The 25,088-nt window shown below is 62.5% G+C and carries 19 protein-coding genes and 1 tRNA gene; 7 read left to right on the forward strand and 13 right to left on the reverse strand.

The features are described from left to right. Nucleotides 1-70: 70 nt before the first annotated feature. Nucleotides 71-1,645: an iron ABC transporter permease gene (locus AZF01_RS02485; RefSeq protein ID WP_244435479.1), complete on the reverse strand. Its 1,575-nt coding sequence runs from the start codon at nt 1,643-1,645 to the stop codon at nt 71-73. 276 nt (nt 1,646-1,921) lie between these two features. Further along, nucleotides 1,922-4,891 carry a PAS domain S-box protein gene (locus AZF01_RS02490; RefSeq protein WP_024706059.1) on the reverse strand — a complete coding sequence of 990 codons (2,970 nt, stop codon included), beginning with the start codon at nt 4,889-4,891 and terminating at the stop codon, nt 1,922-1,924. A 255-nt stretch (nt 4,892-5,146) separates the two neighbouring features. Between AZF01_RS02490 and AZF01_RS02495 the strand changes: the two genes are divergently transcribed. Beyond that, nucleotides 5,147-5,223, forward strand: a tRNA-His gene (locus tag AZF01_RS02495). A 93-nt stretch (nt 5,224-5,316) separates the two neighbouring features. On the opposite strand, the gene AZF01_RS02500 is transcribed toward AZF01_RS02495, so the two are convergent. After that, on the reverse strand, nt 5,317-6,276 hold the full coding sequence (locus AZF01_RS02500; protein WP_024706060.1) for an AraC family transcriptional regulator: 960 nt from the start codon (nt 6,274-6,276) through the stop codon (nt 5,317-5,319). A 193-nt stretch (nt 6,277-6,469) separates the two neighbouring features. Here AZF01_RS02500 and AZF01_RS02505 point away from each other — a divergent pair, with 193 nt between their 5' ends. The 6 genes from AZF01_RS02505 (at nt 6,470) to AZF01_RS02530 (ending at nt 15,509) form a co-directional block, all read left to right on the forward strand. Continuing rightward, on the forward strand, nt 6,470-7,942 hold the full coding sequence (locus AZF01_RS02505; protein ID WP_024706061.1) for an alpha-glucosidase/alpha-galactosidase: 1,473 nt from the start codon (nt 6,470-6,472) through the stop codon (nt 7,940-7,942). A gap of 144 nt (nt 7,943-8,086) precedes the next feature. Continuing rightward, nucleotides 8,087-10,183 (forward strand): ABC transporter substrate-binding protein, encoded by a 2,097-nt coding sequence (locus tag AZF01_RS02510; protein WP_024706062.1) that lies wholly within the window; start codon nt 8,087-8,089, stop codon nt 10,181-10,183. Nucleotides 10,184-10,296: 113 nt separating this feature from the next. Further along, nucleotides 10,297-11,310, forward strand: coding sequence for an ABC transporter permease (locus AZF01_RS02515; protein WP_024706063.1), 1,014 nt, complete (start codon nt 10,297-10,299; stop codon nt 11,308-11,310). Beyond that, a complete protein-coding gene (locus tag AZF01_RS02520; protein WP_024706064.1) occupies nt 11,307-12,431 on the forward strand; it encodes an ABC transporter permease in 1,125 nt (374 codons plus the stop codon). Before AZF01_RS02515 ends, AZF01_RS02520 begins: the two co-directional genes overlap by 4 nt. A gap of 16 nt (nt 12,432-12,447) precedes the next feature. Further along, a complete protein-coding gene (locus tag AZF01_RS02525; RefSeq protein WP_024706065.1) occupies nt 12,448-14,118 on the forward strand; it encodes an ABC transporter ATP-binding protein in 1,671 nt (556 codons plus the stop codon). A gap of 17 nt (nt 14,119-14,135) precedes the next feature. Beyond that, nucleotides 14,136-15,509 (forward strand): alpha-glucosidase/alpha-galactosidase, encoded by a 1,374-nt coding sequence (locus tag AZF01_RS02530; RefSeq protein ID WP_024706066.1) that lies wholly within the window; start codon nt 14,136-14,138, stop codon nt 15,507-15,509. A gap of 127 nt (nt 15,510-15,636) precedes the next feature. On the opposite strand, the gene AZF01_RS02535 is transcribed toward AZF01_RS02530, so the two are convergent. The 10 genes from AZF01_RS02535 to AZF01_RS02580 form a co-directional block, all read right to left on the reverse strand. Beyond that, nucleotides 15,637-16,971: a TrkH family potassium uptake protein gene (locus tag AZF01_RS02535; protein WP_024706067.1), complete on the reverse strand. Its 1,335-nt coding sequence runs from the start codon at nt 16,969-16,971 to the stop codon at nt 15,637-15,639. A 3-nt stretch (nt 16,972-16,974) separates the two neighbouring features. Next, the gene (locus AZF01_RS02540; RefSeq protein ID WP_024706068.1) at nt 16,975-17,643 is read right to left on the reverse strand and encodes a TrkA family potassium uptake protein; all 669 of its coding nucleotides are present in this window, start codon (nt 17,641-17,643) and stop codon (nt 16,975-16,977) included. A gap of 137 nt (nt 17,644-17,780) precedes the next feature. Then, nucleotides 17,781-18,992, reverse strand: coding sequence for a 3-hydroxybenzoate 6-monooxygenase (locus AZF01_RS02545; RefSeq protein ID WP_024706069.1), 1,212 nt, complete (start codon nt 18,990-18,992; stop codon nt 17,781-17,783). 160 nt (nt 18,993-19,152) lie between these two features. Continuing rightward, the gene (locus tag AZF01_RS02550; RefSeq protein WP_024706070.1) at nt 19,153-20,415 is read right to left on the reverse strand and encodes a TRAP transporter large permease; all 1,263 of its coding nucleotides are present in this window, start codon (nt 20,413-20,415) and stop codon (nt 19,153-19,155) included. Further along, nucleotides 20,412-20,906, reverse strand: coding sequence for a TRAP transporter small permease (locus tag AZF01_RS02555; RefSeq protein ID WP_024706071.1), 495 nt, complete (start codon nt 20,904-20,906; stop codon nt 20,412-20,414). The genes AZF01_RS02550 and AZF01_RS02555 overlap by 4 nt, the downstream gene beginning before the upstream one ends. Next, the gene (locus tag AZF01_RS02560; RefSeq protein ID WP_024706072.1) at nt 20,903-21,889 is read right to left on the reverse strand and encodes a TRAP transporter substrate-binding protein; all 987 of its coding nucleotides are present in this window, start codon (nt 21,887-21,889) and stop codon (nt 20,903-20,905) included. Before AZF01_RS02560 ends, AZF01_RS02555 begins: the two co-directional genes overlap by 4 nt. Nucleotides 21,890-21,956: 67 nt before the next feature. Beyond that, nucleotides 21,957-22,601: a maleylacetoacetate isomerase gene (gene maiA, locus AZF01_RS02565; RefSeq protein WP_024706073.1), complete on the reverse strand. Its 645-nt coding sequence runs from the start codon at nt 22,599-22,601 to the stop codon at nt 21,957-21,959. After that, on the reverse strand, nt 22,601-23,302 hold the full coding sequence (locus AZF01_RS02570; RefSeq protein ID WP_024706074.1) for a fumarylacetoacetate hydrolase family protein: 702 nt from the start codon (nt 23,300-23,302) through the stop codon (nt 22,601-22,603). Before AZF01_RS02570 ends, maiA begins: the two co-directional genes overlap by 1 nt. Next, nucleotides 23,299-23,916, reverse strand: a complete 618-nt coding sequence (locus AZF01_RS02575) for a maleylpyruvate isomerase N-terminal domain-containing protein (protein ID WP_036235401.1) — start codon at nt 23,914-23,916, stop codon at nt 23,299-23,301. Before AZF01_RS02575 ends, AZF01_RS02570 begins: the two co-directional genes overlap by 4 nt. Next, complete coding sequence (locus tag AZF01_RS02580) at nt 23,913-24,980, reverse strand: cupin domain-containing protein (RefSeq protein ID WP_051423946.1); 1,068 nt, start codon at nt 24,978-24,980, stop codon at nt 23,913-23,915. Before AZF01_RS02580 ends, AZF01_RS02575 begins: the two co-directional genes overlap by 4 nt. Nucleotides 24,981-25,088 lie beyond the last annotated feature (108 nt).

Genomic DNA, 25,088 nt, shown 5'->3' on the forward strand with positions numbered 1-25,088 from the left:
ACGCGCCCTAATCTATTGAATCTGCGCATCGTGCTTTCCGAAAATCGATTCCGATTTTCGGGCCGATGCACTAGGCCCGCCGGTCCATCGAGCGCGAGACCAGCAGAACTGGGATCAGGCCGGCGAGAATGATGATCAGCGCGGGTACGGAGGCGCTTTCGACCTGGGCGCGCGAGGCGTCCTCATAGACGAGGGTGGCCAGCGTATTGAAGTTGAATGGACGCAGCAGGATGGTTGCCGAGAGCTCCTTCAGCGTCTCGATGAACACCAGAAGCGCGGCCGTCCACAGCGCCGGGCGCATGTTTGGCAGCAGCACGGAAAACAGAGCCGTTGCCGGTGAGCGGCCGAGCGTGCGGGCGGCCATGTCGAGGCTCGGTGAAAGCTTCTGGAAACCGGCATCAACGCTGCCTTCGGCCATGGCAAGAAACCTGACCGTGCAGGCATAGACAATGGCAAAGCCGCTGCCTGAGAGGATCAGTCCGCTGGAAATGCCGAAACGGGTCCTCAGCGCGCCGTCCACGGCGTTGTCGAGCCCGGCCAGCGGGATCAGCACGCCGATGGCGAGCACCGTTCCGGGAATGCCGTAGCCGAGCGATGCCAGCCGTGTGACCGAACGGATCTTTGCGTCCGGATAGGTTCTGACCGCATAGGAGAGCGTCAGACCGAACATGACGGCGATTGCGGCGGCAAGTCCGGCAACGGCAAGCGAGGTGAAAAGCGCCTGAAGCAGACGCTCCGAGAGGAAGTCTTCCAGCCGTTTGAGAGCGAAATCGGCCAGCACCAGGGCAGGGATGGCGAAGCCGATGATGACCGGCAGCAGGCAGGCAAGACTTGCCAGAAACGCGGCAAACCCCGAGAGACGCTGACGTTCGCTCTTGCCGGTCACCGAGCGACCGGCGCTGTAGCGCTGATTGCGCCTCGCGATCCGCTCCAGCAGGATCAGCGCCAGCACGAAGACCAGCATGATCGCCGAAAGCTGGGCAGCGCCGGCGAGGTTGCCGCGATTGAGCCAGGTCTCGTAGATCGAGAAGGTGAGCGTGTTGACGCCCAGATACTGTACGGCGCCGATATCGTTGAGGCTTTCCATCATCACCAGGGTGAGGCCGACCACGATCGCCGGCCGCGCCATGGGCAACTGCACGGAACGGAACACCCGAAACCGCCCGGCGCCGAGCGTGCGCGCCACCTCCGCCGCGTTGCGCCCCTGCATGGAAAACACCGACCGCGCCGTCAGATAGACATAAGGGTAAAGCACCCCCGACATGACCAGCACCGCGCCGCCGAGCGACCGGATGTCGGGGAAATAATAATCCCGCGCAGATTGAAAGCCGAAGACGGCCCGGTAAAGCGTCTGCACCGGACCGGTAAAATCGAAGAATTCGCCGAAGGCATAGGCCGCAAGATAGATCGGCATGGCAAGCGGCAGCACGAGCGCAACCGACAGGAACCGCCTGAAGGGAAAATCGAAGGAGACAACCAGCCATGCGGCGACCACGCCGATGGAGCCGGTGACGAGCCCGTTGAAAACGAGAAGCCAGAAGGTGCGGCCCGCAGCCCGCGGCAGGACGGTTTCCGCAAGATGGGTGATCGCCGAAAAATCCGAGGAGAAGGCGAGCCAGACGATCGCCGCCAGCGGCAGGAGCATCAGCGCGCAGATGAGGCCGGCCGCTAGCGGCAGGGGGCGGAGCGCGCGTCGTCGCGATCGACGAGAAGAGGTCGCGCTTTCGGCGAGGTCAAGGGCCATGCTGTCCGGTCATCGCTGATGGACGCTCTCTCAAGCGCCAAAGTTGACAAGTTTCGACCGGTTTTATGACCTGCCGTCAAAATGCGCAATATGTCCGCTTGCCGCAGCTTTTCCGGGCGGCAACAGGAAGGCCTGCCGGAAGCGCGCTTGTTCGTCCGGACGCAAAGACGGCATGCGCTAGTAATGAAACGGCCGCGCTTCCTTCACCGGCAGGAAAACCTCGACCAGCATGCCCTCGCTCGGAACGGCATGCACCAGAAAGCGCGCGCCGAGGCCTTCGGCAAGCTTGCGCGCCTTTTGCAAGTGCTGGTTCTCCGCTTCCCTGCTCTGGCCGCGGGGAGCGCCGGCCCTTCGCCGGCCCGGAGCGATGCCATTGTCGCGAAAGCGCAGCACGGTCTCCCCGCTTGCCGAGGCCGCCGTGGAAACGACCACCTGGCCGCCTGCCGGCGTGAACTGTACGGCGCCGTTGAGAAGCTCGGAGGCCATTTCCTTCAGCGTCTCGGTGTCGCACGGCGTCTTGGCGAGCACAGGCGAAAGGGCCGCGCGGATGATGATCCGGCGCGCATTGGCGCGCGGTTGCACCAGGCTTACGGCCTCCGCCACCGCCTCGTTGATCTGCGCGGTTTCATGCGCGCCGGAATCGGCCAGCGGGGCGGGTCTGCGGGGCTCGTTGCCCGGCGGCGTTTCCGCCTCGGCCTGTGACGGCGCGCTCTGCTCCGGTTCCGGCTCGCCGAGCAGCCGTCCGACGATGGAGCGCGCCTGGCGGCTCTTGGCGGTGATTTCGCGGGCAAGGGCGTGGTAACGGTTGTCCCCGAGCGTGCCGAAGGGCTGGTGATCCATGGTCTCCGACAGGGAGATGATGGCATCGAGCGGCTGACGCAGTTCGTAGCGCAGCGCCGAGCGCACGGTGTCCCGCTCCTCTTCCGCCTCTTTCGCCTCGCGCCGGGCAGCCCGCAGATCCTCCTCACGACGTTTGAGCGAGGTGATGTCGCGCAGGATGACGCAGACGCCGCCCGACTGCGGCAGGCGCCCAAGCGTGATGAACAGCGGAATGAGGCCGCCGCCCGCTTCCCGCCCGATCACCTCGAGCCCTTCGGGCACAACATCGCCGCCGCGTCGCTCAAGCAGGCGGCTGACCTGGGTTTCCAGATCGCCATGGCTCTCCTCGGCAAACAGAATGCCGGCATCCTCGCCGATCACATCCTGGCTCTCGACGCCGAAGAGCGCCGAGGCGGAACTGGAAATCGAGCGGATATGGCGTTTCTCGTCAAGGATAAGGATGCCGTCGGTGGAGGTGTCCAGTATGGCGTGCAGCTCCGCGACGTCGCCGTCGCTGGATAGATTCGAAGGAGCGCTTGTCTCGTGGCTCTGTTCGATGGTGACGAGCGTTTCAAGCCCGTCACTGCCTTCCTGTTCGGGCCGAAGCGTCAGCGCAAGCGCCCGTCCTCCTTTCCAGGAGACAGCCTGCAGGTGGAAAGACACAGGCAGCCGACCGCCATCGGCCGTGCGCAGGAAAAGCCGGTCGTCATCGTCGCGTTCGACAAAGGCATCGGGGCCTCCGGCGTCGATCACGGCATCAAGGGATCCGTAGCCGGAAAGCGAAAGAAAGGCGGGATTGGCATGCAGTACGCGCTCGCCGGACTGGATGACAATGGCATCCCGGCTGGCGTCGATCCATGTCGCCTCCGCCTCCGCGCTTTCGCTTGGCGACGGCGGCCGCGTTTTCCGCTTGATGACGGGCGATGGCTCGTGTTGCGCGACAACGGGCTCAAGGGCCGTTGCCGGCGTCGCGGTTCCGGCATCGGCGGAGCGAAGCTGGCTTGCGATCTCGTCAAGCGCGTGGCGCTCGTCCTCGGTCAGTTGCGGGGCAGACTTCGTCTGGCTTGCCGCCGCCGGGCGGGCGGGCGGCGTTGCATCGGGATTGGCGCTTTCTTCGCCGAGCCGGACCAGGCCGAAGCCTCTGAAGCCGTCGAACCGGCGCTCGCGCGTATAGGTCGGCAGCGCCGCCATATCGACGGGCACGACCGTGTCCGTGCCGGAGACCGGCCACTCGACCGTGCGGCCCGACCATGTGTCCGCGCTCTGGAGAAGCCGGGAGATCGCGCCCGCGCCTCTGACGCCGAGCCGCGTTTCGATCTCTGCGAAACGGAGGCCGGTGATTTCGGCCATGGCGGGACCAACAGCCTCGGCAAGTTCGCCGGAGACGTCGGTGATCCGGCCGGCGCCGTCGGTGCGCCAGACGAAGCGCAGCGGGCGGCGGGTGTCGGCCTCTGCATGTTCGGTTTCCCGGGCCTTCGCCGGGTGCGTCTCGATCTTTGCCGGCTGTTTTCGCACGACCGGGCCTTGCCGGGGAGCGGGCTGCTCGTTCTGCTGGTAATGCGCAGCGAGCGCGCCGAGGCTCTCGTCGATGGCGGCAATCGCCTCGCGGGGCGAGCGGCCGCTCTCCGGCGCCATCGATCCTTCTTCCTCCGCCGCCCCAACGATCGCGCTGACTTCGTCGGCGAGTTCTTCGGAGACAAACAGCAGGAACTGGACGGGATGTTTCGAAAGGCGACCGAGCGCCAGCGGCCAGATGCCGGTCTCGGTGGTTGCGAGCCGCTCCGTATAGCTTTCGGGCCCTGCCGTCAGGCTCTCGATGATCGGGCGGATGTCCTTGGGCTGAAGGGCGGTGCGGCTAAAGCCGGAAGAGGCGGATATGCACGCGCCGTTCTCCCCGACCACAGCCAGATGCGCCTCGTCCTCGTCAAAACCTGACACGAGCGCGTCACTGCGGTTCCCTTCCGACGGGTTCTCGCAATCGAGCAGCAGGTAGCGGCGACCATCAAGACCGAAGAGGCTCGCAGTTGCCGGTTGTGACACCCTTCGGAAGCGCTGCGCGATATTGACGGTGAACTCCCTGCTGTCGCCGGGCTCCGAAAGAGGGCCGGCCGCAGCCATAAGCTGGCGCAGGAGAATGGAGGCGTCGGTCCTGGTTCCGGTCGCCTCACCAATCCGCGCGTGGCCGAGCAGCCTCGCGCCGGCCGCGTTGGCAAAGGCGACGGTGCTTGTCTCCGGATCGACGGCCAGCATGGCCCTGCCGTCAAGAAAACGTCCGCGCAAGGCCGGATGGGTGGCAAAGGCGAGGTAATGTGGAACTGCCGTGCTCATGGCTCTTCGGTCCGCTCGGGTTCGTTCGGAAGCGTTGCGTGCCCGACAGGCCTTTCGCGCATCCTTGGCTTAACGCTTTCTTAATAATAATAATGGCGATTGTGGTCCAGATCAGGTCCGGTCTTTTCATGGCGGACGGTTAACGCGGCGACCGGTCGCAGGGTCAAAGGATTTTCGCCGATCGGCCATCAAGGGGCTTGCAAATTCCTGTCAGGCCTTTTAAGTGAGCCGCGATGCAAGACGCATCGCCCTTGTGCGGTTGTAGCTCAGTTGGTTAGAGCGCAGGTTTGTGGCACCTGAGGTCGGTGGTTCGACCCCACCCAACCGTACCATTTTCTTTCTTTCGTCACCGTCAGGCGCTCAAAAGGCGGGCGATTGCGTATGCGCCGCTTCGGCAGACTGCGCCGGATCTCACGCAATCGCGCTCACGACTTGTCTCGGTGAACGCCAGGGTATTCGACCGGCTCTTTCTGCAGCACAGGCGGAACGGTTTCCGCATTCATGGTCATGATGCTGGCTGCAAGGCCGATCTTGCGGAACTCCGTCGGACTGACCCGGAAGTAGCGGCGAAAAACCTTAGCGAAATAGTTCGGATCGGAAAATCCGGCCATGCCGGCAACCTCCTTGACGGTATGATCGCCGCTTGCCAGCAGGCGCGTCGATTGTTTCAGCCGCCGGAGCAGAACATATTCCGCGGGCGGCATGCCTTCCGATTGCGCAAACAGGCGCGAAAAATGCGACCGGCTGAAGCCGGAGACCTCCGCCAGCCTGTCGACCGGGAGCGGTTTTTCCAGATTGGCGTCGATATAATGCGTGACCCTTTGCATCGCCCGGCTTTCCACCGGCGGCATGGTGTGGGCGCCGAAGACATCGTCATAGAGCAGCATGGTCACTTCATAGGCAACGGCGGACGCTCTTGCCGGCGTCTCGGTTTCCGATGAAAGCAGGCGGCGCAGACAATCCGCCAGCTGATCAACGGTCTTCTGCTTCAGCTTGAGCACCGGGCCGGAGGTCGCCAGGACCGCCCGCTGAATGCGCATCGCCTCTTCGCCATTGAGCGAGATCCAGAAGAATTCCCAGTAACCGTCCTCCTCCACCCAATAGCTGTGATTGTGCGGGATCAGGGTGAGCATGGTTTCGCCCGGCCTGATCCGGAAGGTCTGGTTCTCAAAACGCAGATTTCCCGCGCCGGCAATCGTGTACTGGATCACCGAGAAAGGGCTCTGGCCGCGCCGCCTTCCGTCCCACCTGTAGTCGGGCCGTGTGCGGATTTCATACCCGGCGCTGACTGGCATGGCATGCAGGTCCTGATGTCCGCGCGGCAGGGAAATCAGCCGCCCGATCGGCGCTTTTTCTCGCAGCTCCTGTAGCACAGAATTACCCATGAAAGCACAATCCCTCTCTGTGATGTCGTCCCGACTGCTGCATAATGCGGACCGGGAGTTTGAAACACAAGTGATACAGGCATAACGCAACTGTCGGGGTGACGTCTTTCGTGACGCCTTGCCGGTGAGGTCGATGTTGTCTGTTGCATTTGATTTTACCCTGTTTGTTGGTTCTTGATTCAGGGAGGCGGCTATGAGCGCTTTCAAAATAGCCATTATCGGCGCCGGCAGCGTCGGTTTCACCAAGACGTTGTTCAAGGATATCCTGTGCGTTCCGGAATTTTCGGATATCGAAGTGGCGCTGACGGATATCAGCGAGAAAAATCTGACGATGGTGAAAACCATCCTCGAGAAGATCGTCGAGGCCAATGGCCTGCCGACCACCATCACCGCGACCACAGACCGCCGCAAGGCGATCGAGGGCGCGCGCTATGTGATTTCCTGCGTTCGCGTCGGCGGGCTTGAGGCCTATGCCGATGATATCCGCATTCCGCTGAAATACGGCGTCGACCAGTGCGTCGGCGATACGATCTGCGCCGGCGGCATTCTTTACGGCCAGCGCAACATCCCGGTCATTCTGGATTTCTGCAAGGATATCCGCGAGGTTGCCGAGCCCGGCGCCCGCTTCCTCAACTATGCCAATCCGATGGCGATGAACACCTGGGCAGCCAATGAATACGGCAAGGTCGATACGATCGGGCTGTGCCATGGCGTCCAGCACGGCGCGGAACAGATTGCGGAAGTGCTCGGCGTAAAACAGAACGAACTCGACTATATCTGCTCCGGCATCAACCATCAGACCTGGTTCACCGATCTGCGCGTCAACGGCCGCAAAATCGGTAAAGACGAGCTGATCGCCGCCTTCGAGGCCCATCCGGTTATCTCGAAGCAGGAAAAGGTCCGCATCGACGTGCTGAAGCGTTTCGGGGTCTATTCGACCGAAAGCAACGGCCACCTGTCCGAATACCTGCCCTGGTATCGCAAGCGCCCGGAGGAAATCACCCGCTGGATCGACATGTCCGACTGGATCCATGGAGAGACCGGCGGCTATCTGCGTTACACGGCGGAAAATCGCAACTGGTTCGAGACCGAATTTGACGGATTCCTTGAAGATGCGGCTAAACCGATCGACCCGAAGAAACGGTCGAGCGAACATGCCAGCTATATTCTCGAAGGGCTGGAGACCGGCCGGGTCTATCGCGGCCATTTCAACCGCAAGAACAACGGCGTGATCACCAATCTGCCGGATGACTGCATCATTGAATCGCCCGGTTTCGTGGATCGTTTCGGCCTCAACATGGTCGCCGGCATCACGCTGCCGGAAGCCTGTGCTGCAACCTGCATGGCCTCGATCAACGTGCAGCGCATGTCGGTTCATGCGGCCGTGACCGGCGATCTCGATCTTCTGAAACTGGCCGTCCTGCACGATCCGCTGGTCGGCGCCGTCTGCACGCCGGAGGAGGTCTGGCAGATGGTGGACGAGATGGTCGTCGCCCAGGCCGAATGGCTGCCGCAATATGCCCATGCCATCGACGGCGCGAAAGAGCGGCTTGCAAAGGCGACGGTCAGGACGCGCGAATGGGAAGGGGCGGCTCGCCGCCATATTCGCTCGGTCGATGAAATGCGCGAGGAGAAGGAAGCCGAGCGCGCGGCGGCCAACGCCTGACGATCTTCATCTCAACCGGTCCGGCGTGATGCCGGTCCGGTCTTTCCCGTTCCGGCGGCCTCGTGGATAGGAGCCTTGCCGACGGAACAACCGGCGAAAGGCCATGAGCCTTCGCATTCAGTGTCAACACGGGAGGACGACACGATGACATCTCACCTTTCTGCCCGGCATCTGGCCAGTGTCCTGGCTGCCGGGATTTCAACCCTTGCCCTTGTTTCCGGGGCGCTCGCTTCGGAAATGACGGTCGTGCCGCCGCAGCCGGATTTCCCGGCCCAGGCCAAGATCACCTATGTACCGCGCAACGCGATCGAGGAATTCAGATCGCTGCCATCCTATTCCGAGCCGGAATGGGTGACGGAGCAATTTGTCGAGACCGGCGCGCTGCCGCCGGTCGAGGAACGGCTGCCGAAGGAACCGCTGGTCTTCAAGACCGGCAACATGCCGGACGGCATGGGCGTTTATGGCGGCACGTTGCGCCATGTGATCGGCGGACGCCCGGAAGGCTGGAACTATCAGGCCGGCCAGTCCCAGGGCTGGGGCGGCATCGATATCGGCATGTATGAATGCCTGACCCGCACCGCGCCGCTCTATCAGGTCGAGGCGAGCGACATGGAGCCGCTGCCGAACCTCGCGAAGAGCTGGGAATGGTCGGAAGACGGGCACACGCTGACCATGCACCTGATCGAGGGCGCGAAATGGTCCGACGGCGAGCCCTTTACCTCCGAAGACGTGATCTTCATGTGGGAAGACAATATCGTCGACCCCAATGTATCGCCGCTCAACGGCGCATCGCGCGAAACCTTCGGCTCCGACACGACGCTGAAGGCACTCAACGACTACACGGTCGAATGGACCTTTGCCGAAGCCTTCCCGCGCCAGTATCTGTTCAACATGGCCTATGGCGATTTCTGCCCCGGCCCGGCGCATATCCTGAAGACCAAGCACCCGAAATATGCCGATACGACCTATGACGAGTATCGCAACGGCTTTCCGCCGGAAATGATGAACTGGCCGGTCATGGGCGCCTGGGCGCCGGTCGAATACCGGCCCGACGATATCATCGTTCTGCGCCGCAACCCCTACTACTGGAAAGTCGATGAGGACGGCCACCAGCTGCCCTATATCGATGAACTGCAGTACAAGCTGTCGACCTGGGCCGACCGCGACATCCAGACGATTGCGGGCTCCGCCGACCTTTCCAATCTCGAACAGCCGGAAAACTTCGTCGTGGCGCTGCGCCGCGCGGCAGAGGCGGATGCGCCGGCAAGGCTGGCCTTCGGCCCGCGCCTCATCGGTTACAATATGCGCATGAACCTTTCCGGCAATGGCTGGGGCGAGCCGGACGAACGCGAAGAGGCCGTGCGCGAACTCAACCGCAACCCGGACTTCCGCAAGGCGGTGACGATGGCGATCGACCGGCAGGCGCTTGGCGATTCGCTGGTCCGCGGCCCCTTCACCGCCATCTATCCGGGCGGCCTGAATTCCGGCACCAGCTTCTATGACCGGGAATCGACCTATTACTATCCCTATGATCCCGAAGGGGCGAAGGAACTGCTTGCCTCGATCGGCCTTGAGGACACGGACGGCAACGGTTTCGTCAACTGGCCGGAGGGCACGCTTGGCGGGCAGGATGTCGATATCGTGGTCTCGCTGAGTTCCAACTACACGACCGACCTCAGCCTCGCCGAGGGCCTGATCGGCCAGTTGCAGCAGGTGGGCCTCAGGGTGGTGCAGAACGCCATCGAGAACAACCAGTTCGACAACCAGCGGCGGGCAGGCAAGTTCGACTGGGTGATCCTGCGCAATCCGCCGGCTCTGGCATCCGTGGTGCAGGGCACGACCGGCCTTGCGCCTGTAGGACCGCGCACAAGCGAACATCACCGCGCCGGGCCGGACGGCACGCTCGACCTGATGCCCTATGAGGAACAGATGGTCGATATCATCGACCAGTTCATCGCCACCGACGATAATGCCGAGCGGGCCGAACTCATGAAACAGTATCAGACCGTCGTGACGCAGAATGTCGATATGGTCGGGCTGACGGAATATCCCGGTGCGCTGATCGTCAACAAACGCTTCGACAATGTCGCCGCCGGCGCGCCGATCTTCATGTTCAACTGGGCGGAAGACGCCATTATCCGCGAGCGCATGTTCGTTCCGGCGGACGAGCAGCAGGACTACGAACTGTTCCCGAAAACCCTGCCGGGTGAACGGGGCGGCGACGGGCCGGTCAGCGGCTGACACCCGAAAGCGTCGCGGCGGCTCTTGCAAAAGCGCCGCCGCCAACCTCGCGGACCGGCAACCCTGTTCTCCTCCAGTTGCCGGTCCGCACAGACAAGGGACGCAAGGATAAAATGGCGCGATTTCTCTTCAACCGGATCATGTCGGGGCTGATGCTGCTGTTCGTGCTCAGCATCGTGACCTTCGTCATCATCCAGGCCCCGCCGGGCGATTACAGCGATTACATTCGCTCGCAGGCGATCAATCAGGGCGGCGCAACCTTCGAACAGGCCGACCGGCAGGCCGAGGCCTATCGCGAGACCCACGGCCTGAACGATCCGCTTCCCGTGCAATATCTCAACTGGGTGAAGGGGATCGTCTTCCACGGCGATTTCGGCCAGAGCCTCTATTACAACAAGCCGGTGTCCGACGTCGTCGCCCAGCGCTTGCCGCGCACGCTGGCGCTGGCGCTGACCTGCCATATCCTCGCTTCCATTCTCGGCATCGGTTTCGGCATCGTCGCGGCGACGCGCCAATATAGCTGGATCGATACGGCGCTGTCGGGGGTCGCCTTTCTCGGCATGACGGTGCCGCGCTTTTTGATGGCGCTGATCATCGTCTATGTCCTCGTCTTCCATTTCGACGTCAACGAAGTGGGCAGTTTCTTCTCGCCGCAATATGGCGGCGCGCCCTGGTCCTGGGGCAAGTTCGTCAATCTCGTGCAGCACATCTGGCCGGTCGTCGCCATCGCCACCTTTGGCGGGCTCGCCTACAATATGCGGGTCATGCGCGGCAACCTGCTCGACACGCTGAACATGCAATATGTCGAGACCGCGCGCGCCAAGGGGCTTTCGGAGCGCAAGGTGATCATGCGCCATGCCGTGCCCAATGCGCTGCATCCCCTCGTCATGTATCAGGGCGTGGTTCTGCCCTACATGCTGACCGGCGAAATCGAGGTCGCCATCATCTTCGCGCTGCCGACCGTCGGCCCGGCCATCGTCGGCTCCATGCAGGTGGGCGACGTCTATGTCACGGCGACCTTCATGCTGCTGCTCTCGGCCATGCTGCTGATCGGCAACATCATCGCCGACCTTCTGCTCGTGGCCCTTGATCCGCGCGTCAGACAGACCGGGAGGGCCGCAGCATGACCGACAACATCCTTCAAACCGTCGATACGGTCAAAGAACCGGAAGCCAACAAGAACGAAACCTATCTGGCGCTGGTCTGGCGCAGGCTGAAGCGGTCATTTTCCGGCATGATGGGCCTGATCCTCGTGATCTTCCTGCTGTTCGTCGCCGTGTTCGCCGATTTCCTGTCGCCCGCCGATCCGCGCGTGACCGGTGATTCCTACCAACCGCCGCAGATGGTGACTGTGTTTGGCAAGGACGGCGAATTCGTGTTTCCGCCGCGCGTCTATCCGCTTGGCGATACCGGCGAACTGGACCCGATCACCTTCCAGCCGCTTGTCGGCAAGGATTACGACAACCCGCAGATCATCGGCCTGTTCGTGAAGGGCGCGCCCTACAAGCTCTTCGGCCTCATTCCCGCCGACCGCCATTTCATCGGCGCGACCGATGGCTCGGTGATCCATTTTCTCGGCACCGACAAGCTCGGACGGGACGTGCTGTCGCGCATTCTCTACGGCTCGCGGATTTCGCTTCTGATCGCGCTGACGGTGGTCACCGTCGTCACCATCGTCGGAACATCCGTCGGCATGACGTCCGGTTATTTCGGCGGGCCGGTAGATTCGTGGATCCAGCGCTTTGTCGAACTGGTGCTCGCCTTTCCGCAACTGCCCTTCTATCTGGCGCTGGCCTCGCTCATTCCCGTCACCGCGCCGACAAAGGTGTTCTTGGGCTTCGTCATTGCGGTGATGTCGGCGCTTGGCTGGGCGCAGATGTCGCGCGAGGTGCGCGGCAAGACGATGGGGCTGGTGCGCATGGATTATGTGCGGGCGGCGATTGCCGTCGGCGCTACCGACAAGCGCATCATCTTCCGCCACATCCTGCCCAACGTGATGAGCCATGTGATCGTCGCGGTCACATTGGCAATTCCCACGGTCGTGCTGCTCGAAGCTTTCCTTGGCTTCCTCGGCTTTGCGGTCAAACCGCCGATGATTTCCTGGGGGCTGATGCTGCGCGATACCTCCAATTATGCGGTGATCGGCGCCTATCCCTGGCTGTTGTCACCCGTCGCCTTCGTGCTTCTGACCGTCTTCGCCTTCAACGCGTTCGGCGACGGGCTGCGCGATGCCATCGACCCCTATTGAGAAGGACACGCTTGCAATGACTGACGACCTCAGACATGACACGGCGCCTTCCACCCGGCGCGACCATGGTGAACAGCAGGGCGAGCCGATCATCGACGCCCGCAATGTCGCCGTCGATATCGCGGTCGAGGACGGCACGGTGAATGCCGTGCGCGATGTCTCGTTCCAGCTCTATCGCGGCGAGACCATCGCCATTGTCGGCGAAAGCGGATCCGGCAAATCCGTCACGGCCCGGACGGTGATGGGGCTTCTTCCCAAGCGCGCGAGCGTCGGCAAGGGAGCCAAGATAAACTACAATGGAGAGGACGTTCTCAAGTTCTCTGAACGCCGGCGTCGGGACATGCGCGGATCGCGGATTTCCATGATCTTTCAGGAGCCGATGAGTTCGTTGAACCCGATCTACACGATCGGATCGCAGATCATCGAAGCGATCCAGACCCATCGCCGCGTGAGCCGCAAAGATGCGGAGGCCGAAACCCTGGAGCTTCTGAAACAGGTTCAGATCCCAGAACCGGAGGCGCGCTTAAAACAATATCCGCACCAGCTTTCCGGCGGGCAGCGCCAGCGCGTGATGATCGCCATGGCGCTCGCCAACAAGCCGGACTTGCTGATCGCCGATGAGCCGACCACGGCGCTTGACGTGACGGTGCAAGCGCAGATCCTCGGCCTGATCCGGGAGTTGCAGCTGGAACTCGGCATGGCCGTCATCCTGATCACCCACGACCTGACGGTGGTTCAGCATTTCTCGGATTATGTCTATGTGATGAGCGAAGGCGTGGTGCGCGAGCACAACACGACCAGGGCGCTTTTCGCCGACCCGCAGCACCCCTACACGAAAAAGCTCCTCAGCTCCGAGCCCTCCGGCGAGGCCAATCCGCTGCCGGAAGGATCGCAGACCATCCTGGAGGGCCGGGACGTTCGGGTCGCCTTCACGCTGAAGACCGGGACCTTCTTCAAATCCAGCTACAGCCAGCTTGTCGCGGTCAACGACCTGTCGATCACGCTCAAAAAGCACGAAACGCTGGGGCTGGTGGGCGAAAGCGGATCGGGAAAGACCACCTTCGGCCAGGCATTGATGCGTCTGATCCATTCTGACGGCGGCACGGTGCTCTTCGACGACAAACACATCGAGGGACTTTCCCGCGAACAGCTCAGGCCCTTGCGCTCGCGCATGCAGGTGGTGTTTCAGGATCCGTTTTCCTCGCTCAATCCGCGCATGACGATCGGCCAGATCATCGAGGAAGGGTTGATCGTCAACAATATCGGCTCGTCCGGCAAGGACCGCAACGAGCGGGTGCGCGATGCCCTCGTCGATGCCGGCCTGCCAGGCTCTATCACCCACCGGTTTCCGCACGAGTTTTCCGGCGGACAGCGCCAGCGCATCGCCATTGCGCGCGCGGTGGCGCTGGAGCCGGAATTCATCCTGCTCGATGAGCCGACCTCGGCGCTCGATCTCTCCGTGCAGGCGCAGATCATCGAACTCCTGCGCAAGCTCCAGAGCGAACGGGGCTTGAGCTACCTCTTCATCTCGCACGACCTGAAGGTCGTACGGGCGCTCTGCCACCGTGTCTGCGTCATGCAGCACGGCAAAATCGTTGAACAGGGTCCGGTGCGCGATGTGCTGGAGAACCCGCAGACAGACTACACGAAGCGGCTGGTCAAGGCCGCCTTCGAAGTTGCCGCATGAATTTGAGGAATTTTACCATGGCAAGACAACCCAAGATCACCTTCATCGGCGCCGGCTCCACGGTTTTCATGAAAAACATCATCGGCGACGCGTTGCAGCGGCCCGCATTGAAAGATGCCTCCATCGCCCTGATGGACATCAATTCGGAGCGACTGGCGGAAAGCGAAATCGTTGCCCGGAAACTCGCCAGGACGCTGGGCTCAAAGGCCGAGATCACCACCCACACCAACCAGCGAACAGCCCTGGATAGCGCGGATTTCGTCGTCGTGGCCTTCCAGATCGGCGGCTATGAACCGGCCACCGTGACCGATTTCGAGGTGCCGAAGAAATACGGACTTCGCCAGACGATCGCCGATACGCTGGGCGTCGGCGGCATCATGCGGGGCCTCAGAACCGTGCCGCATCTCTGGTCGATCTGCGAGGACATGATGCAGGTCTGCCCGGAAGCGATCATGCTGCAATATGTGAACCCGATGGCGATCAACACCTGGGCGATTGCGGAAAAATATCCGCAGATCAAACAGGTCGGGCTTTGCCATTCGGTGCAGGGCACGGCCGGCGAACTGGCGCGAGATCTCGATATCCCCTATGAGGAAATCCGCTACCGCTCGGCCGGCATAAACCACATGGCCTTCTTCCTGAAGTTCGAACATCGCCAGAAAGACGGAAGCTACCGCGACCTTTATCCCGATCTGGTGCGCGGCTATCGCGAGGGCCGGTTCCCGAAACCGTCAAGCTGGAACCCGCGCTGCCCCAACAAGGTGCGCTATGAAATGCTCACAAGGCTCGGCTATTTCGTCACCGAAAGCTCGGAACATTTTGCCGAATACACGCCCTATTTCATCAAGGAAGGCCGCGAGGACCTGATCGAGAAATTCGGCATTCCGCTGGACGAATACCCCGTCCGCTGCGTCGAGCAGATCGCCAAATGGAAGGATCAGGCGGAGGAATACAGGAAGGCCGATGAAATCAAGGTCGAGCAGAGCAAGGAATATGCCTCGTCGATCATGAATTCGGTCTGGACCGGCGAGCCCTCCGTCATCTACGGCAATGTCCGCAACAATGGCTGCATCACCTCCCTGCCGGAAAACTGCGCGGCGGAGGTGCCCTGCCTCGTCGATGCCTCCGGTATTCAGCCGACCTATATCGGCGACCTGCCGCCGCAACTGACGGCGCTGATCCGCACCAATATCAATGTGCAGGAGCTGACAGTTGCCGCGCTGGTCAACGAAAACCGCGAACATCTCTATCACGCCGCGATGATGGACCCGCACACGGCCGCCGAACTCGACCTCGACCAGATCTGGTCGCTGGTCGACGACCTGCTGGTCGCCCATCACGACTGGATCCCCGAATGGGCGCGGATTGCGCGGCAGGCCCGCTCGGCCTGAGCCGGACAGGTAGTCAAGGCTTAGGGCTTGCACCCGGCAGGCATCGCAGGTCCTGCATTTGTGCCCAAACCGGCGGCGGCGCCGTTTTCCGCGGCGTCGCCATCGCCTTTTTGCATGGTGCAGGTTCCTAGCCGAGATAGACAGTGCCCGCCGGGTAGCCGATCCGGCTTGGCTTGCGGGTGGCGAGCAGGAAGCCCAGCGTCATGGGGCCGACCCGACCGATGAACATGACCGCCATGATGACGGCCCTTCCGGCAGTGTCGAAATCGCCGGTGATGCCGCGCGACATGCCGACCGTGCCAAAGGCCGAAACCGTTTCGAAGGCGACGGCGAGAAAGTCGCCTTCGTGAAACAGAAGCAGCACGAAGGTCGCGCAAAGGATGAGCAGGACGCTGATCGTCGTCAGGGCGAGAACCTTCATCACCTGTTCCAGCCCGAGTTCGCGGTTGAAGACATGGATATTGGCCCGGCTCCGGAAGAACGCGACCGTGGCCAGCAACAGGACGATGAAGGTTGTGACCTTGATGCCGCCACCGGTCGATGTGCTGCCCGCGCCGACGAACATCAGGGTCATGAACATGAGCGCGGTGCCGTCGGAAAGATTGCCGATCTCGACGGTGTTGAACCCGGCCGTGCGCGTCGTTGCGGCCTGAAACCAGCTGGCCCACAGGCGATCGGACAAGGGAAGCGCTCCAAGCGTCCCCGGGTTGGTCCACTCCATCGTCGCGAATGAGACCGTCGACCACACGAGCAGCGCCGCCGTGCCGGCCAGCATCAGCTTGGTGTGCAGCGAGAAGCGACGCCAGTTGCGCGTGCGCCAGATGTCGGAGGCGACGGTGAAACCGAGCCCGCCCATGATGAAGAGCGCGGGAACGGTCAGGTTGATGACGGGGTTCCCGACCCAGCGGCTCAGGCTGTCCGGAAACAGGGCGAAGCCTGCATTGTTGAAGGCGGAGACCGCGTGAAAAGCGGCTTGCCAGAGCCCTTCGCGCCAGCCCGCCTCGGGCACGAACACCGTGGCCAGAAGCCCCGCGCCGATCAGTTCGCACAAGAGGACGACCTTGAGGATGATGCGCGTCAGCGCCAGAAGATCCGTGGCGGAGGTCTGGTTGAGGTCCTCCCTGAGGTAAAGACGATGGGTAAAGCCGACCGGAAGGCCGAGCATCGACAGGATCAGGACGGCGAATGTCATCAGGCCAAGCCCGCCGATCTGGATCAGCAGCATGACCACCGCCTGGCCGAAAAGTGTGTATTGGCTGCCCGTGTCGACGACGACGAGCCCCGTCACCGTCACCGCCGATGTTGCCGTGAAGGCGGCATCCCACCAGGTGATCGGGCTGGTCGTCGCAAGCGGAAGCTTCAGCGCGAGCGTGCCGAGAACGATGAAACCGGCATAGATGAGGATCAGAAGGAGCGGTGGCGCCAGATGCGGCCTTCGACGTTTCGGGTAGATGCGTAGCATGCGTCAGTTCCCGTCACGCAGATCGTCCCCGAAATGGCGCAGGTCCGACCGTTTGCCGAGCAGAAGAAGCTTGTCGTCCTCCCTGAGCCTGAGGTCGCCGTCATCGCAGGACAGATAGTGATTGTCCCGCATCGCGCCCAAGGCCCTGACATTGTACTTTTCGAAGATGGCGGCCTTTCCGACCATCTTGCCATCAAGTTCGGCCGGCACTTTGAAATCAACCACATGGTAGCCGTTGCCGAGGCTGACATAGTCACGCACAAGCGGATTGTGGAGCATCTGGGCGATGTGCTGTCCGATTTCATGCTCGGGCAGGATCACGCGATCGGCGCCGAGCTTGGTCAGGATGCGATGGTGCGTCCGGTTGAGGGCCTTGACCCAGATCGTCTCGACGCCGAGCATCTTGACGTTCATGGTGCACAGCACATTCGCCTCCAGATCTTCCCCGATCGCGACAACGGCGACGTCATAGCCGCCGACGCCTGCTTCCTTTAGCGCGACCTCGTCCTTTCCGTCTGCAATGACCACTTCCGTCAGTGTTTCGGCCAGCCGCGAGACATATTGCCCGTCGATGTCGATGCCGAGCACCGGATTGCCGAACCGGGCAAGTTCGCTGGCAACCGTGCTGCCAAACGTTCCGAGACCGATGACGGCGAAGCTGCGGGTTTTCATGGTTCAGACCTTTCGGCTGTGGCAAGAACCCGCAGAAAGCGTCATCTTTTCAAGGAATGCAAGTCTTGCAGCCAGCCCGCCTGCCGCGCTCGGGCGGCAGGCGGGCTGGCGATGGCTCTTCGGCTGAAGATGATCCCTCAGGCCGAGACCGCGCCTTCAAGGCCGGTGGAGCCGTAGAGCCAGGAGACGATATCGTACCAGTCATCCGGCGACTTGGAACGCATCACCGCGTTGCGAAGCGCGGCGTGCGCGCCGCCGGGGTGATAGACGTGCTGGCCGATTTCACGCGACTGCAGCTGAACGCGCGCAGTGCGCAGCGCGCGCAGTTCCTGGTAGCGGGCAAGGGCCTCGTCAAGCGGACCGCCCTCCTCGCCGAGCACATGGGAAATGGCCACGGCATCCTCCATGGCCATGCAAGCGCCCTGGGCGAAATACTGCATCATCGGATGGGCGGCGTCGCCCAGCAGGACGACGCGACCGTCGATCCAGTTTTCCACCGGGTCGCGGTCGCAGAGAACCCATCGCTTCCAGTCCTGACCGCGCTCGATGATCTGGCGCGCGACCGGCGCCACGTGTTCGAAACCCTTGCGGACCTCCTCATGGGAAACCGGCACGCCGGCTTCCGGCGAGGGCGCGTGGTTGTGATAGGTCACCACCAGGTTGAAGAGTTTCCAGCCCCTGAGCGGATAATGGACGATGTGACATTTCGGCCCGGCCCAGAGCGTTGCGGCGTTCCAGCGCAGGTCTTCCGGCATGTCTTCCGTCGGGATGACAGAACGATAGGTGGTGTGGCCGGAAACACGCGGCGCGCCGTCGCCGACCACCTTCTTGCGGACATTGGACCACAGCCCGTCTGCGCCGATCAGGATTGTCCCCTTCAGCCGTTCTCCGTCCTTCAGGATCGCGGTGACGCCGTTTTCGTCCTGATCGTAGTCGACCACTTCGGCATTGGTGCGCAGGCTGACCAGAGGATGATCCTCGCAGGCTTTCAGGAACACGCCGTGGAGGTCGCCGCGATGGATCACGGCATAAGGGTTTCTGAAGCGGGCGCGGAAGGCATCGTCCAGCGGAATGCGGGTGATCTCCTGACCGTCAATGGCATCCATCAGGCGTAGATTGTCGATATAGACGGCAATCGCCCGCGCGGCATCGCCGACGCCCAGATAATCGAAGGCATGAAAGGCGTTTGGGCCGAGCTGAATGCCGGCGCCGATTTCGCCGAGCTTCGGCGCGCGCTCCAGCACCAGCGACTTCAGCCCCTTGTTCGCCAGACCGATGGCGGCGGCAAGGCCGCCGATGCCGCCGCCGGCGATCAGGATCGGGTCTGCTTCATTTGCGACGTTTGACATGACACATCTCCTCTGTGTGCCCGCAAGCCTGGCCTGGGGCATTGAATATGATTTCGGTTATCGGCTGCCGGTACAGGCGACCCCTGCGGGTCGTTTCCGCGAACCGGCGTTCTTCACGCGTTCGGTGCTCCCTTCATCGGGGCGCCGGTGAACCCGTCGCTCAGAACGGGTGCACCATCCAGGGTATGAAGACCACTGCGAGGATGACGGCGAGCGTCGCCGCCACATAGGGCAACACCAGTTTCGACAGTCGCATGACCGAGACTTTCGACAGGGCCGCCGCGATATAGAGCCCGGTTCCGACCGGAGGCGTGAGCAGGCCGAGAACCAGCGTCATGGCAAGGATCAGCCCGAACTGGATCGGGTCGATGCCATATTGGCTGATGGCCACCGGCAGAAGGATCGGCGTCAGGATGATCAGTGCCGCGATGCCGTCGAGGAACATCCCGACGAGGAACAGGAAGACCACGATCAGCAGGAGGAAGATCGTCGGATCATCCGTCAACGAAACGATGAAGGCCGCGACATGCTGCGGCACCTGATTGAAGGTGAGGACCCAGCCGAAGATCTTCGCGGCGACGATCAGGAACAGAACGATCGCCGAGTTGGCGACGGTCCGGTCGATGATCGGGACGATGCGCCGGAATGTCTGACCCTTGAATTCGAGAACGGCGAAGACGAGCGCGACAACGATCGCCGCGGCGGCCGATTCCGTCGGCGTGAAGACGCCGAAGGAAATGCCGCCGACGATGACGAGCGGGATCAGCATCGCGGCGAGACCGGGGATCGTCGCGGCGATCTTCTGCGAAAAGTTTAGGCGCTCGGTGCCGCCCTGCTGCTTGTGGTTGCGCGTGGCCTGCCAGAAGGCCAGGACCAGGATCAGGACGAAGAGCGCGATTCCGGGAACGATGCCGGCCATGAACATCTCGGCAATCGAAACCTGGGCGATCACCCCGTAAATGATCAGCAGCATCGAGGGCGGAATGATCGGACCGAGAAGGCCGGCCGAAGCCGTCAGGCTGGCGGCATAGCCGCGATCATAGCCGTCGCGCTCCATTTCCGGAACGACGACCCGGCTCATCACCGCCATCTGGGCCGTTGCCGAGCCCATGATCGCGGCAAGCGCCAGATTGGAGATCAGGTTGACGATGACGAGATTGTGCGGCAGGCGCGCGATCCACACCCGGACGGATGTGATGATGCGCCGCGTCAGGCCGCTTTCATTCATGATCTCGCCAAGCAGGATGAACAGCGGAATGGCCAGAAGATCGAAATTTTCCACGGATCCGAAGGAAATCTGCGGAATGGCGGCGATCAGCTGCTCGCGGCCCGACAGGAACACGAAGACGAGGGTGGCGCCGATCAGCACGAAGGCGACCGGCATTCCGGTCAGAAGCAGAACGAGAAAGGAAAGTCCGGTCATGCTTTTTTCCCCCTGATTTCGCCAGCGGCGCGCGCCACATGGGCCAGTGCATGGATCAGCGCGCAGGCGCAGAATATCGGGAAGATGGTGAAGAACGGGGCCTTCGCCCATCCCGTGGTGATCACCTGTTCGAATTCGACCACGGGCGAGCGGACCCATGTGACGCCGGCCTTCAGCAGGATGGCGAGCATGATCGTGATCAGCAGCCAGACCAGAAGGTCGATGATCCTGCGCCAGGTTACGGAGAAATTGTCGACCAGCAGCGTCACGCCGATCTGGGCGCGGGTGTGAATGGAAATCGACGTCGCGATGAAGGCAAGCCAGACCAGCATGATGGCTGCCAGTTCCTCGGCAAAGATGATCGGGCGGCCGACAAGGTATCGCATGCCGACATTGGCGACGATCAGCCCGACAAACCCGACCACGAGAAACCTGCTGGCCCAGCGTTCAAGCTGGACCAGCCCGGCAGATATCTTGCCCAGAAGGTTCACTGCGCCTGCTCCGCGACCTGGGCCTGGAACGCGCCGATCAGCGGATAGGCGGCGAAGCTTGCATCGACGGCTTCATTGGCGGTGGCGAAGGCTTCCTTTCCGTCCGTCAGCCGTGTGACGTCCATCTCGCTTTCAAGCGTTGCCAGGTTGCCGGCCTCTGCTTCAATCTGCTTCTGCGAGCCCCAGGCGAGCGCCTCGTCCACAACGTCCTGGAAGGCGATCTGCTCGTCTTCCGTCAGAGTGGCCCAGGTCATGTCCGAGACGACCATCACGGCCGGGAAGGGCATGTGGCTGGTCAGCGTCAGGTCGTGGGCGACTTCCTGGAATTTCAGGCCGACCAGCGCGTCGAGGTCGATATCGACGCCGTCAAGCAGACCGGTCTGCAGGGCCTGGTAGACCTCGGTAAGGTTGACCGGGGTGGGAACGGCACCCACGGCCTGCCACCAAACCTTCATCGCCGGGAAGGGGACGATCCGGATTTTCTTGTTCTGGAGTGCAGCGACATCGGTGGCCGGCTCGTCGCGCATCAGGATGTGGCGCATGCCGGCGAATGTGTAGCCCATGCCGTGAAGGCCGGCGCGATTGAGCTCGTCGAGCATCTGTCCCGCTGCAGGCGTATCGGCGGCGTCGATCGCGGCGGAAACGTCGGGGAAAAGATAGGGCGTGAACCAGCCCTGCAGCGAGGGCGCGCGCAGGGATGTGATGGCGGCAGTCATCAGCCCGGCATCGAGAAGACCGGCCGACATCTGCTGGAACATTTCCTGTTCCGTGCCCAGCTGGCCGGCAGGAAAGATTGCAAGGGTCAGTTCGCCTTCGGTCGCCTCGGGCAGCTTTTCAGCCATCCGCTCGGCAACCTTGGTCCAGACATGGCTCGGCGGGGTGATGAGGCCCATGCGCAATTCGCGCGCCTCGGCGGCAAAGGGAACGGCGATGATGGTTGCGGAAGCTAGCAGGGCCTTCAGCCCGAATTTTTGAAACGACATGTTTTCTCCTCCAGTTGATGTTGATTGTGCCAGGCGGCCCTCCTCGGTGCGGCCTGAGCGACGTTGATTACTCCGCGTCGGGCTGATTGCGCGGGTGGGCATTGGCAAAGGCCGGAAGCGCGTTGGCCGCCTCGGCGATCGCGACAAGCCGCGGCATGGCGGAAAGGTCGACGCCGAAACGGTGAGCCGAGAAAACCTGAGGGATCAGGCAGATATCGGCCAGTCCCGGCGTTTCTCCGAAGCAGAAAGCGGAGGCTGGTTCCTTTTTCAGGAGCGCCTCGCAGGCGGCGAGACCATCGCCGATCCATCGCCCGCACCAGCGGTCGAGCGCAGCCTGGTCGGCGCCGAATTCGGCTTTCAGATAGTCGAGAACGCGCAGGTTCTGCAGCGGGTGAATGTCGCAGGCAATCGCCTGGGCGAAGGCACGAACCTTCGCCCTCCTGTCCTTGTCCTCCGGCAGCAACCGCGCCTTTTCGGGAAAGGTCTCGTCCAGCCATTCGATGATCGCGAGCGACTGGGTCAGGATGAAATCGCCGTCCTCGAGCGCCGGCACCAGCGCCTGCGGGTTCTTCGCGCGATAGTCAGACTTCTTCTGCTGCCCGCCATCTTTTCGCAGATGCACCGAAACGAAGTCGTAGTCGACATCCTTCAGGTTGAAAGCGATGCGGCAGCGATAGGCCGAGGATGAGCGGAAATAGCCGTAAAAGCGGATCATTCCGCCGCTCCGATCGAAAGCTTCACGGGCTGAAGCCCGTCGATGCCGCCGGTGATCACATCGCCGGAAACGACAGGGCCTACGCCTGCCGGGGTGCCGGTCATGATCACATCGCCGGGGGCGAGATGATAGAATTTCGACAGGTCGCTGACGATTTCGTCGACCTTCCAGATCAGGTCCGACAGATGGGCGTCCTGCTTGACCTCGCCGTTGACTTCGAGGTGGATGCGTTGCGGGCCGGGAGTCCCGAAGGCATCGGCCTTGGTAATGGCGGCGATGACGGCCGATTGTTCGACGTCCTTGCCGAGGTCCCAGGGGCGCTGCTTGGCGCGGGCGGCGAGCTGAAGGTCGCGTCGGGTCATGTCGAGACCGCAGGCATAGCCGTAGATCGCCGCCTGGGCGGCTGCCCTGTCGGCGCGGAAGACCGGGCTGCCGATGACGATGACGAGTTCCATCTCGTAGTGGAAATTCTCCGTGCCCGGCGGATAGGCGATCGTCGCGCCGCTGGCCTCGGTCATCAATGCCGACTTGGTGAAATAGAACGGCGCCTCACGATCCACCTCGACGCCCATCTCCGCGGCATGGGCCGCATAGTTCCGACCGACACAGAAAATCCGATGGACCGGATATCCGGCGGTTTCACCTTCGACCGGAATGGTCGGCCATGCGGGGGAGGGGAAGAGAGCCTCTTTGTTCATCGGAAAAGTCCTTTCATGTCGGCGCCGCTCAAGACGGCGAGTTCAGGGCAGTTGGCAGCGGCGAGCGCTGCCGGGAGGTCGTTCCTGCGCGCGCCGTTGCCGAGATCGAAGGCGGCGGCCCAGATGAAGCACGCCCGGGCGCGTGCGCTGTCGGAAAAAGGGCGCCATGCGCCGAGGGCGTCCGGGGCTTCCGTCCGCCAGCCATCGGCGGAAAGGTCGCGCCAGACGACGTTCAGGTGCACGGCGGTGTGATCGAACAGGTGGCGCAGCGCGCGGTCGGGCAATGTGGCGCCGAGTTCGATTTTCGCTCTGAGTTCGTCGTCGCTGTCATGGAGCGGCGGAACGGTGTTTCCCGCAGCGATCGCCTCGCCCTGGCGCGCAATGCCGCGCGCCTGGTAGGAGACGGCGCAGATCACGTGGGCGGCGGTGCGATCATCCGTGCGCAGGGGCTCGTAGAGGTCCTGCTCCTTGAGCCGGTTCAAAAAGCGCGCGAAATAGGCCGTGCCCGTGCGCGCAAGATGCAGCATCCCGGCGGGAGCCTCGGGCGCGTCGTAACGGGCTCCGGGGCCCTGGCGCGCCATCAGCGCGCGTCGGGCTTCGTCAAGGCTCATCATGCGTCTGCGTCTTCGACCAGGGTGCGGTTGAAGTGCAGACGTTCCATGATCGGCGCGTCGGAGAAACGGAAGAGGTCGAATTGCGTTTCGGCCTCCAGTGACCATGCGACCCATGACGGGATGACGAAGATGTCGCCCTTTTCGAGCGTCTTGCGTTCGCCGTTCATCACGACGGCGCCACGGCCTTCGAAGACCTGGAACACGGTCGAGCCGACCTCGCGGCGCGTTGCCGTTTCCACGCCTTCGCGCAGGCGATGGAACTCCGCCCGGATGGTGGGCATGACATCGCCGCCCGTGGTCGGGTTGATATAGCGCACGCCTGCATGGCCTTGGCCGAAGGTGGCGGGCTGACCTTCCTCCTCGAGCAGCAGCTGCTCGGTGAGCGCCCGGTCGGTATATTCCCAGCGATAGGCGCCGATCGGCGAACTCACCGTATTCCCGAGGCCGGAAAGCGGGCGCAGGCCCGGATGGCACCACAGGCGTTCGCCGCGCGAATAGTCAGGCGTGGCATAATCGGTCACGCGGTCGGAGCCGAATTCGAAGAAGCCCACGTCATTCTGATAGGAAAAGGGGATATCGAGGCCGTCGATCCAGGCCATGGGCTGGTCGGTTTCGTTGTGGTGGCCGTGGAAGTTCCAGCCGGGCGTCAACAGGAAGTCGCCGCGGCTCATGCGCACCGGATCGCCGTTGACGACGGTCCACACACCTTCGCCCTCGACCACGAAACGGAAGGCATTCTGGGAATGACGGTGTTCGGGCGCCGTTTCCTTCGGACCAAGATACTGGATCGCGCACCACAGCGTCGGCGAGACATAGGCCTCTCCGCCAAGCCCGGGATTGGCAAGGCCGATGGCGCGGCGCTCTCCGCCGCGGCCGACGGGAACCAGTTCACCGGATCGCTGCGCCAGCGGATAAAGCTCCGACCACTTCCAGACATGGGCCTTTGCCCTGGGCTTGGGGTGCGCCGGCATCAGGTCGCCGATCTGGGTCCAGAGCGGATTGAGGTGATTTTTCTTGAAGGCCGCGTAAAGCGCGCGCAGTTCGGCGCTGTCTTCAGGCATCATCATGTTCATCGAACGGCTCCTCCTTGGCTCGATTTAATAGGACGTGTACTTATTAAATTGACCGGCGTCAAGAAATAATGTGTATGCTTATTATATTCGAAGCGCACG

It is taken from the genome of Martelella sp. AD-3 (assembly GCF_001578105.1).
GTDB lineage: Bacteria > Pseudomonadota > Alphaproteobacteria > Rhizobiales > Rhizobiaceae > Martelella.

Coding starts and splice junctions, on each gene's coding strand:
- AZF01_RS02485 (WP_244435479.1), bottom strand. CDS start 1,645: ATGCTCCTGCCGCTGGCGGCGATCGTCTGGCTCGCCTTCTCCTCGGAT.
- AZF01_RS02490 (WP_024706059.1), bottom strand. CDS start 4,891: ATGAGCACGGCAGTTCCACATTACCTCGCCTTTGCCACCCATCCGGCC.
- AZF01_RS02500 (WP_024706060.1), bottom strand. CDS start 6,276: ATGGGTAATTCTGTGCTACAGGAGCTGCGAGAAAAAGCGCCGATCGGG.
- AZF01_RS02505 (WP_024706061.1), top strand. CDS start 6,470: ATGAGCGCTTTCAAAATAGCCATTATCGGCGCCGGCAGCGTCGGTTTC.
- AZF01_RS02510 (WP_024706062.1), top strand. CDS start 8,087: ATGACATCTCACCTTTCTGCCCGGCATCTGGCCAGTGTCCTGGCTGCC.
- AZF01_RS02515 (WP_024706063.1), top strand. CDS start 10,297: ATGGCGCGATTTCTCTTCAACCGGATCATGTCGGGGCTGATGCTGCTG.
- AZF01_RS02520 (WP_024706064.1), top strand. CDS start 11,307: ATGACCGACAACATCCTTCAAACCGTCGATACGGTCAAAGAACCGGAA.
- AZF01_RS02525 (WP_024706065.1), top strand. CDS start 12,448: ATGACTGACGACCTCAGACATGACACGGCGCCTTCCACCCGGCGCGAC.
- AZF01_RS02530 (WP_024706066.1), top strand. CDS start 14,136: ATGGCAAGACAACCCAAGATCACCTTCATCGGCGCCGGCTCCACGGTT.
- AZF01_RS02535 (WP_024706067.1), bottom strand. CDS start 16,971: ATGCTACGCATCTACCCGAAACGTCGAAGGCCGCATCTGGCGCCACCG.
- AZF01_RS02540 (WP_024706068.1), bottom strand. CDS start 17,643: ATGAAAACCCGCAGCTTCGCCGTCATCGGTCTCGGAACGTTTGGCAGC.
- AZF01_RS02545 (WP_024706069.1), bottom strand. CDS start 18,992: ATGTCAAACGTCGCAAATGAAGCAGACCCGATCCTGATCGCCGGCGGC.
- AZF01_RS02550 (WP_024706070.1), bottom strand. CDS start 20,415: ATGACCGGACTTTCCTTTCTCGTTCTGCTTCTGACCGGAATGCCGGTC.
- AZF01_RS02560 (WP_024706072.1), bottom strand. CDS start 21,889: ATGTCGTTTCAAAAATTCGGGCTGAAGGCCCTGCTAGCTTCCGCAACC.
- AZF01_RS02570 (WP_024706074.1), bottom strand. CDS start 23,302: ATGAACAAAGAGGCTCTCTTCCCCTCCCCCGCATGGCCGACCATTCCG.
- AZF01_RS02575 (WP_036235401.1), bottom strand. CDS start 23,916: ATGATGAGCCTTGACGAAGCCCGACGCGCGCTGATGGCGCGCCAGGGC.
- AZF01_RS02580 (WP_051423946.1), bottom strand. CDS start 24,980: ATGATGCCTGAAGACAGCGCCGAACTGCGCGCGCTTTACGCGGCCTTC.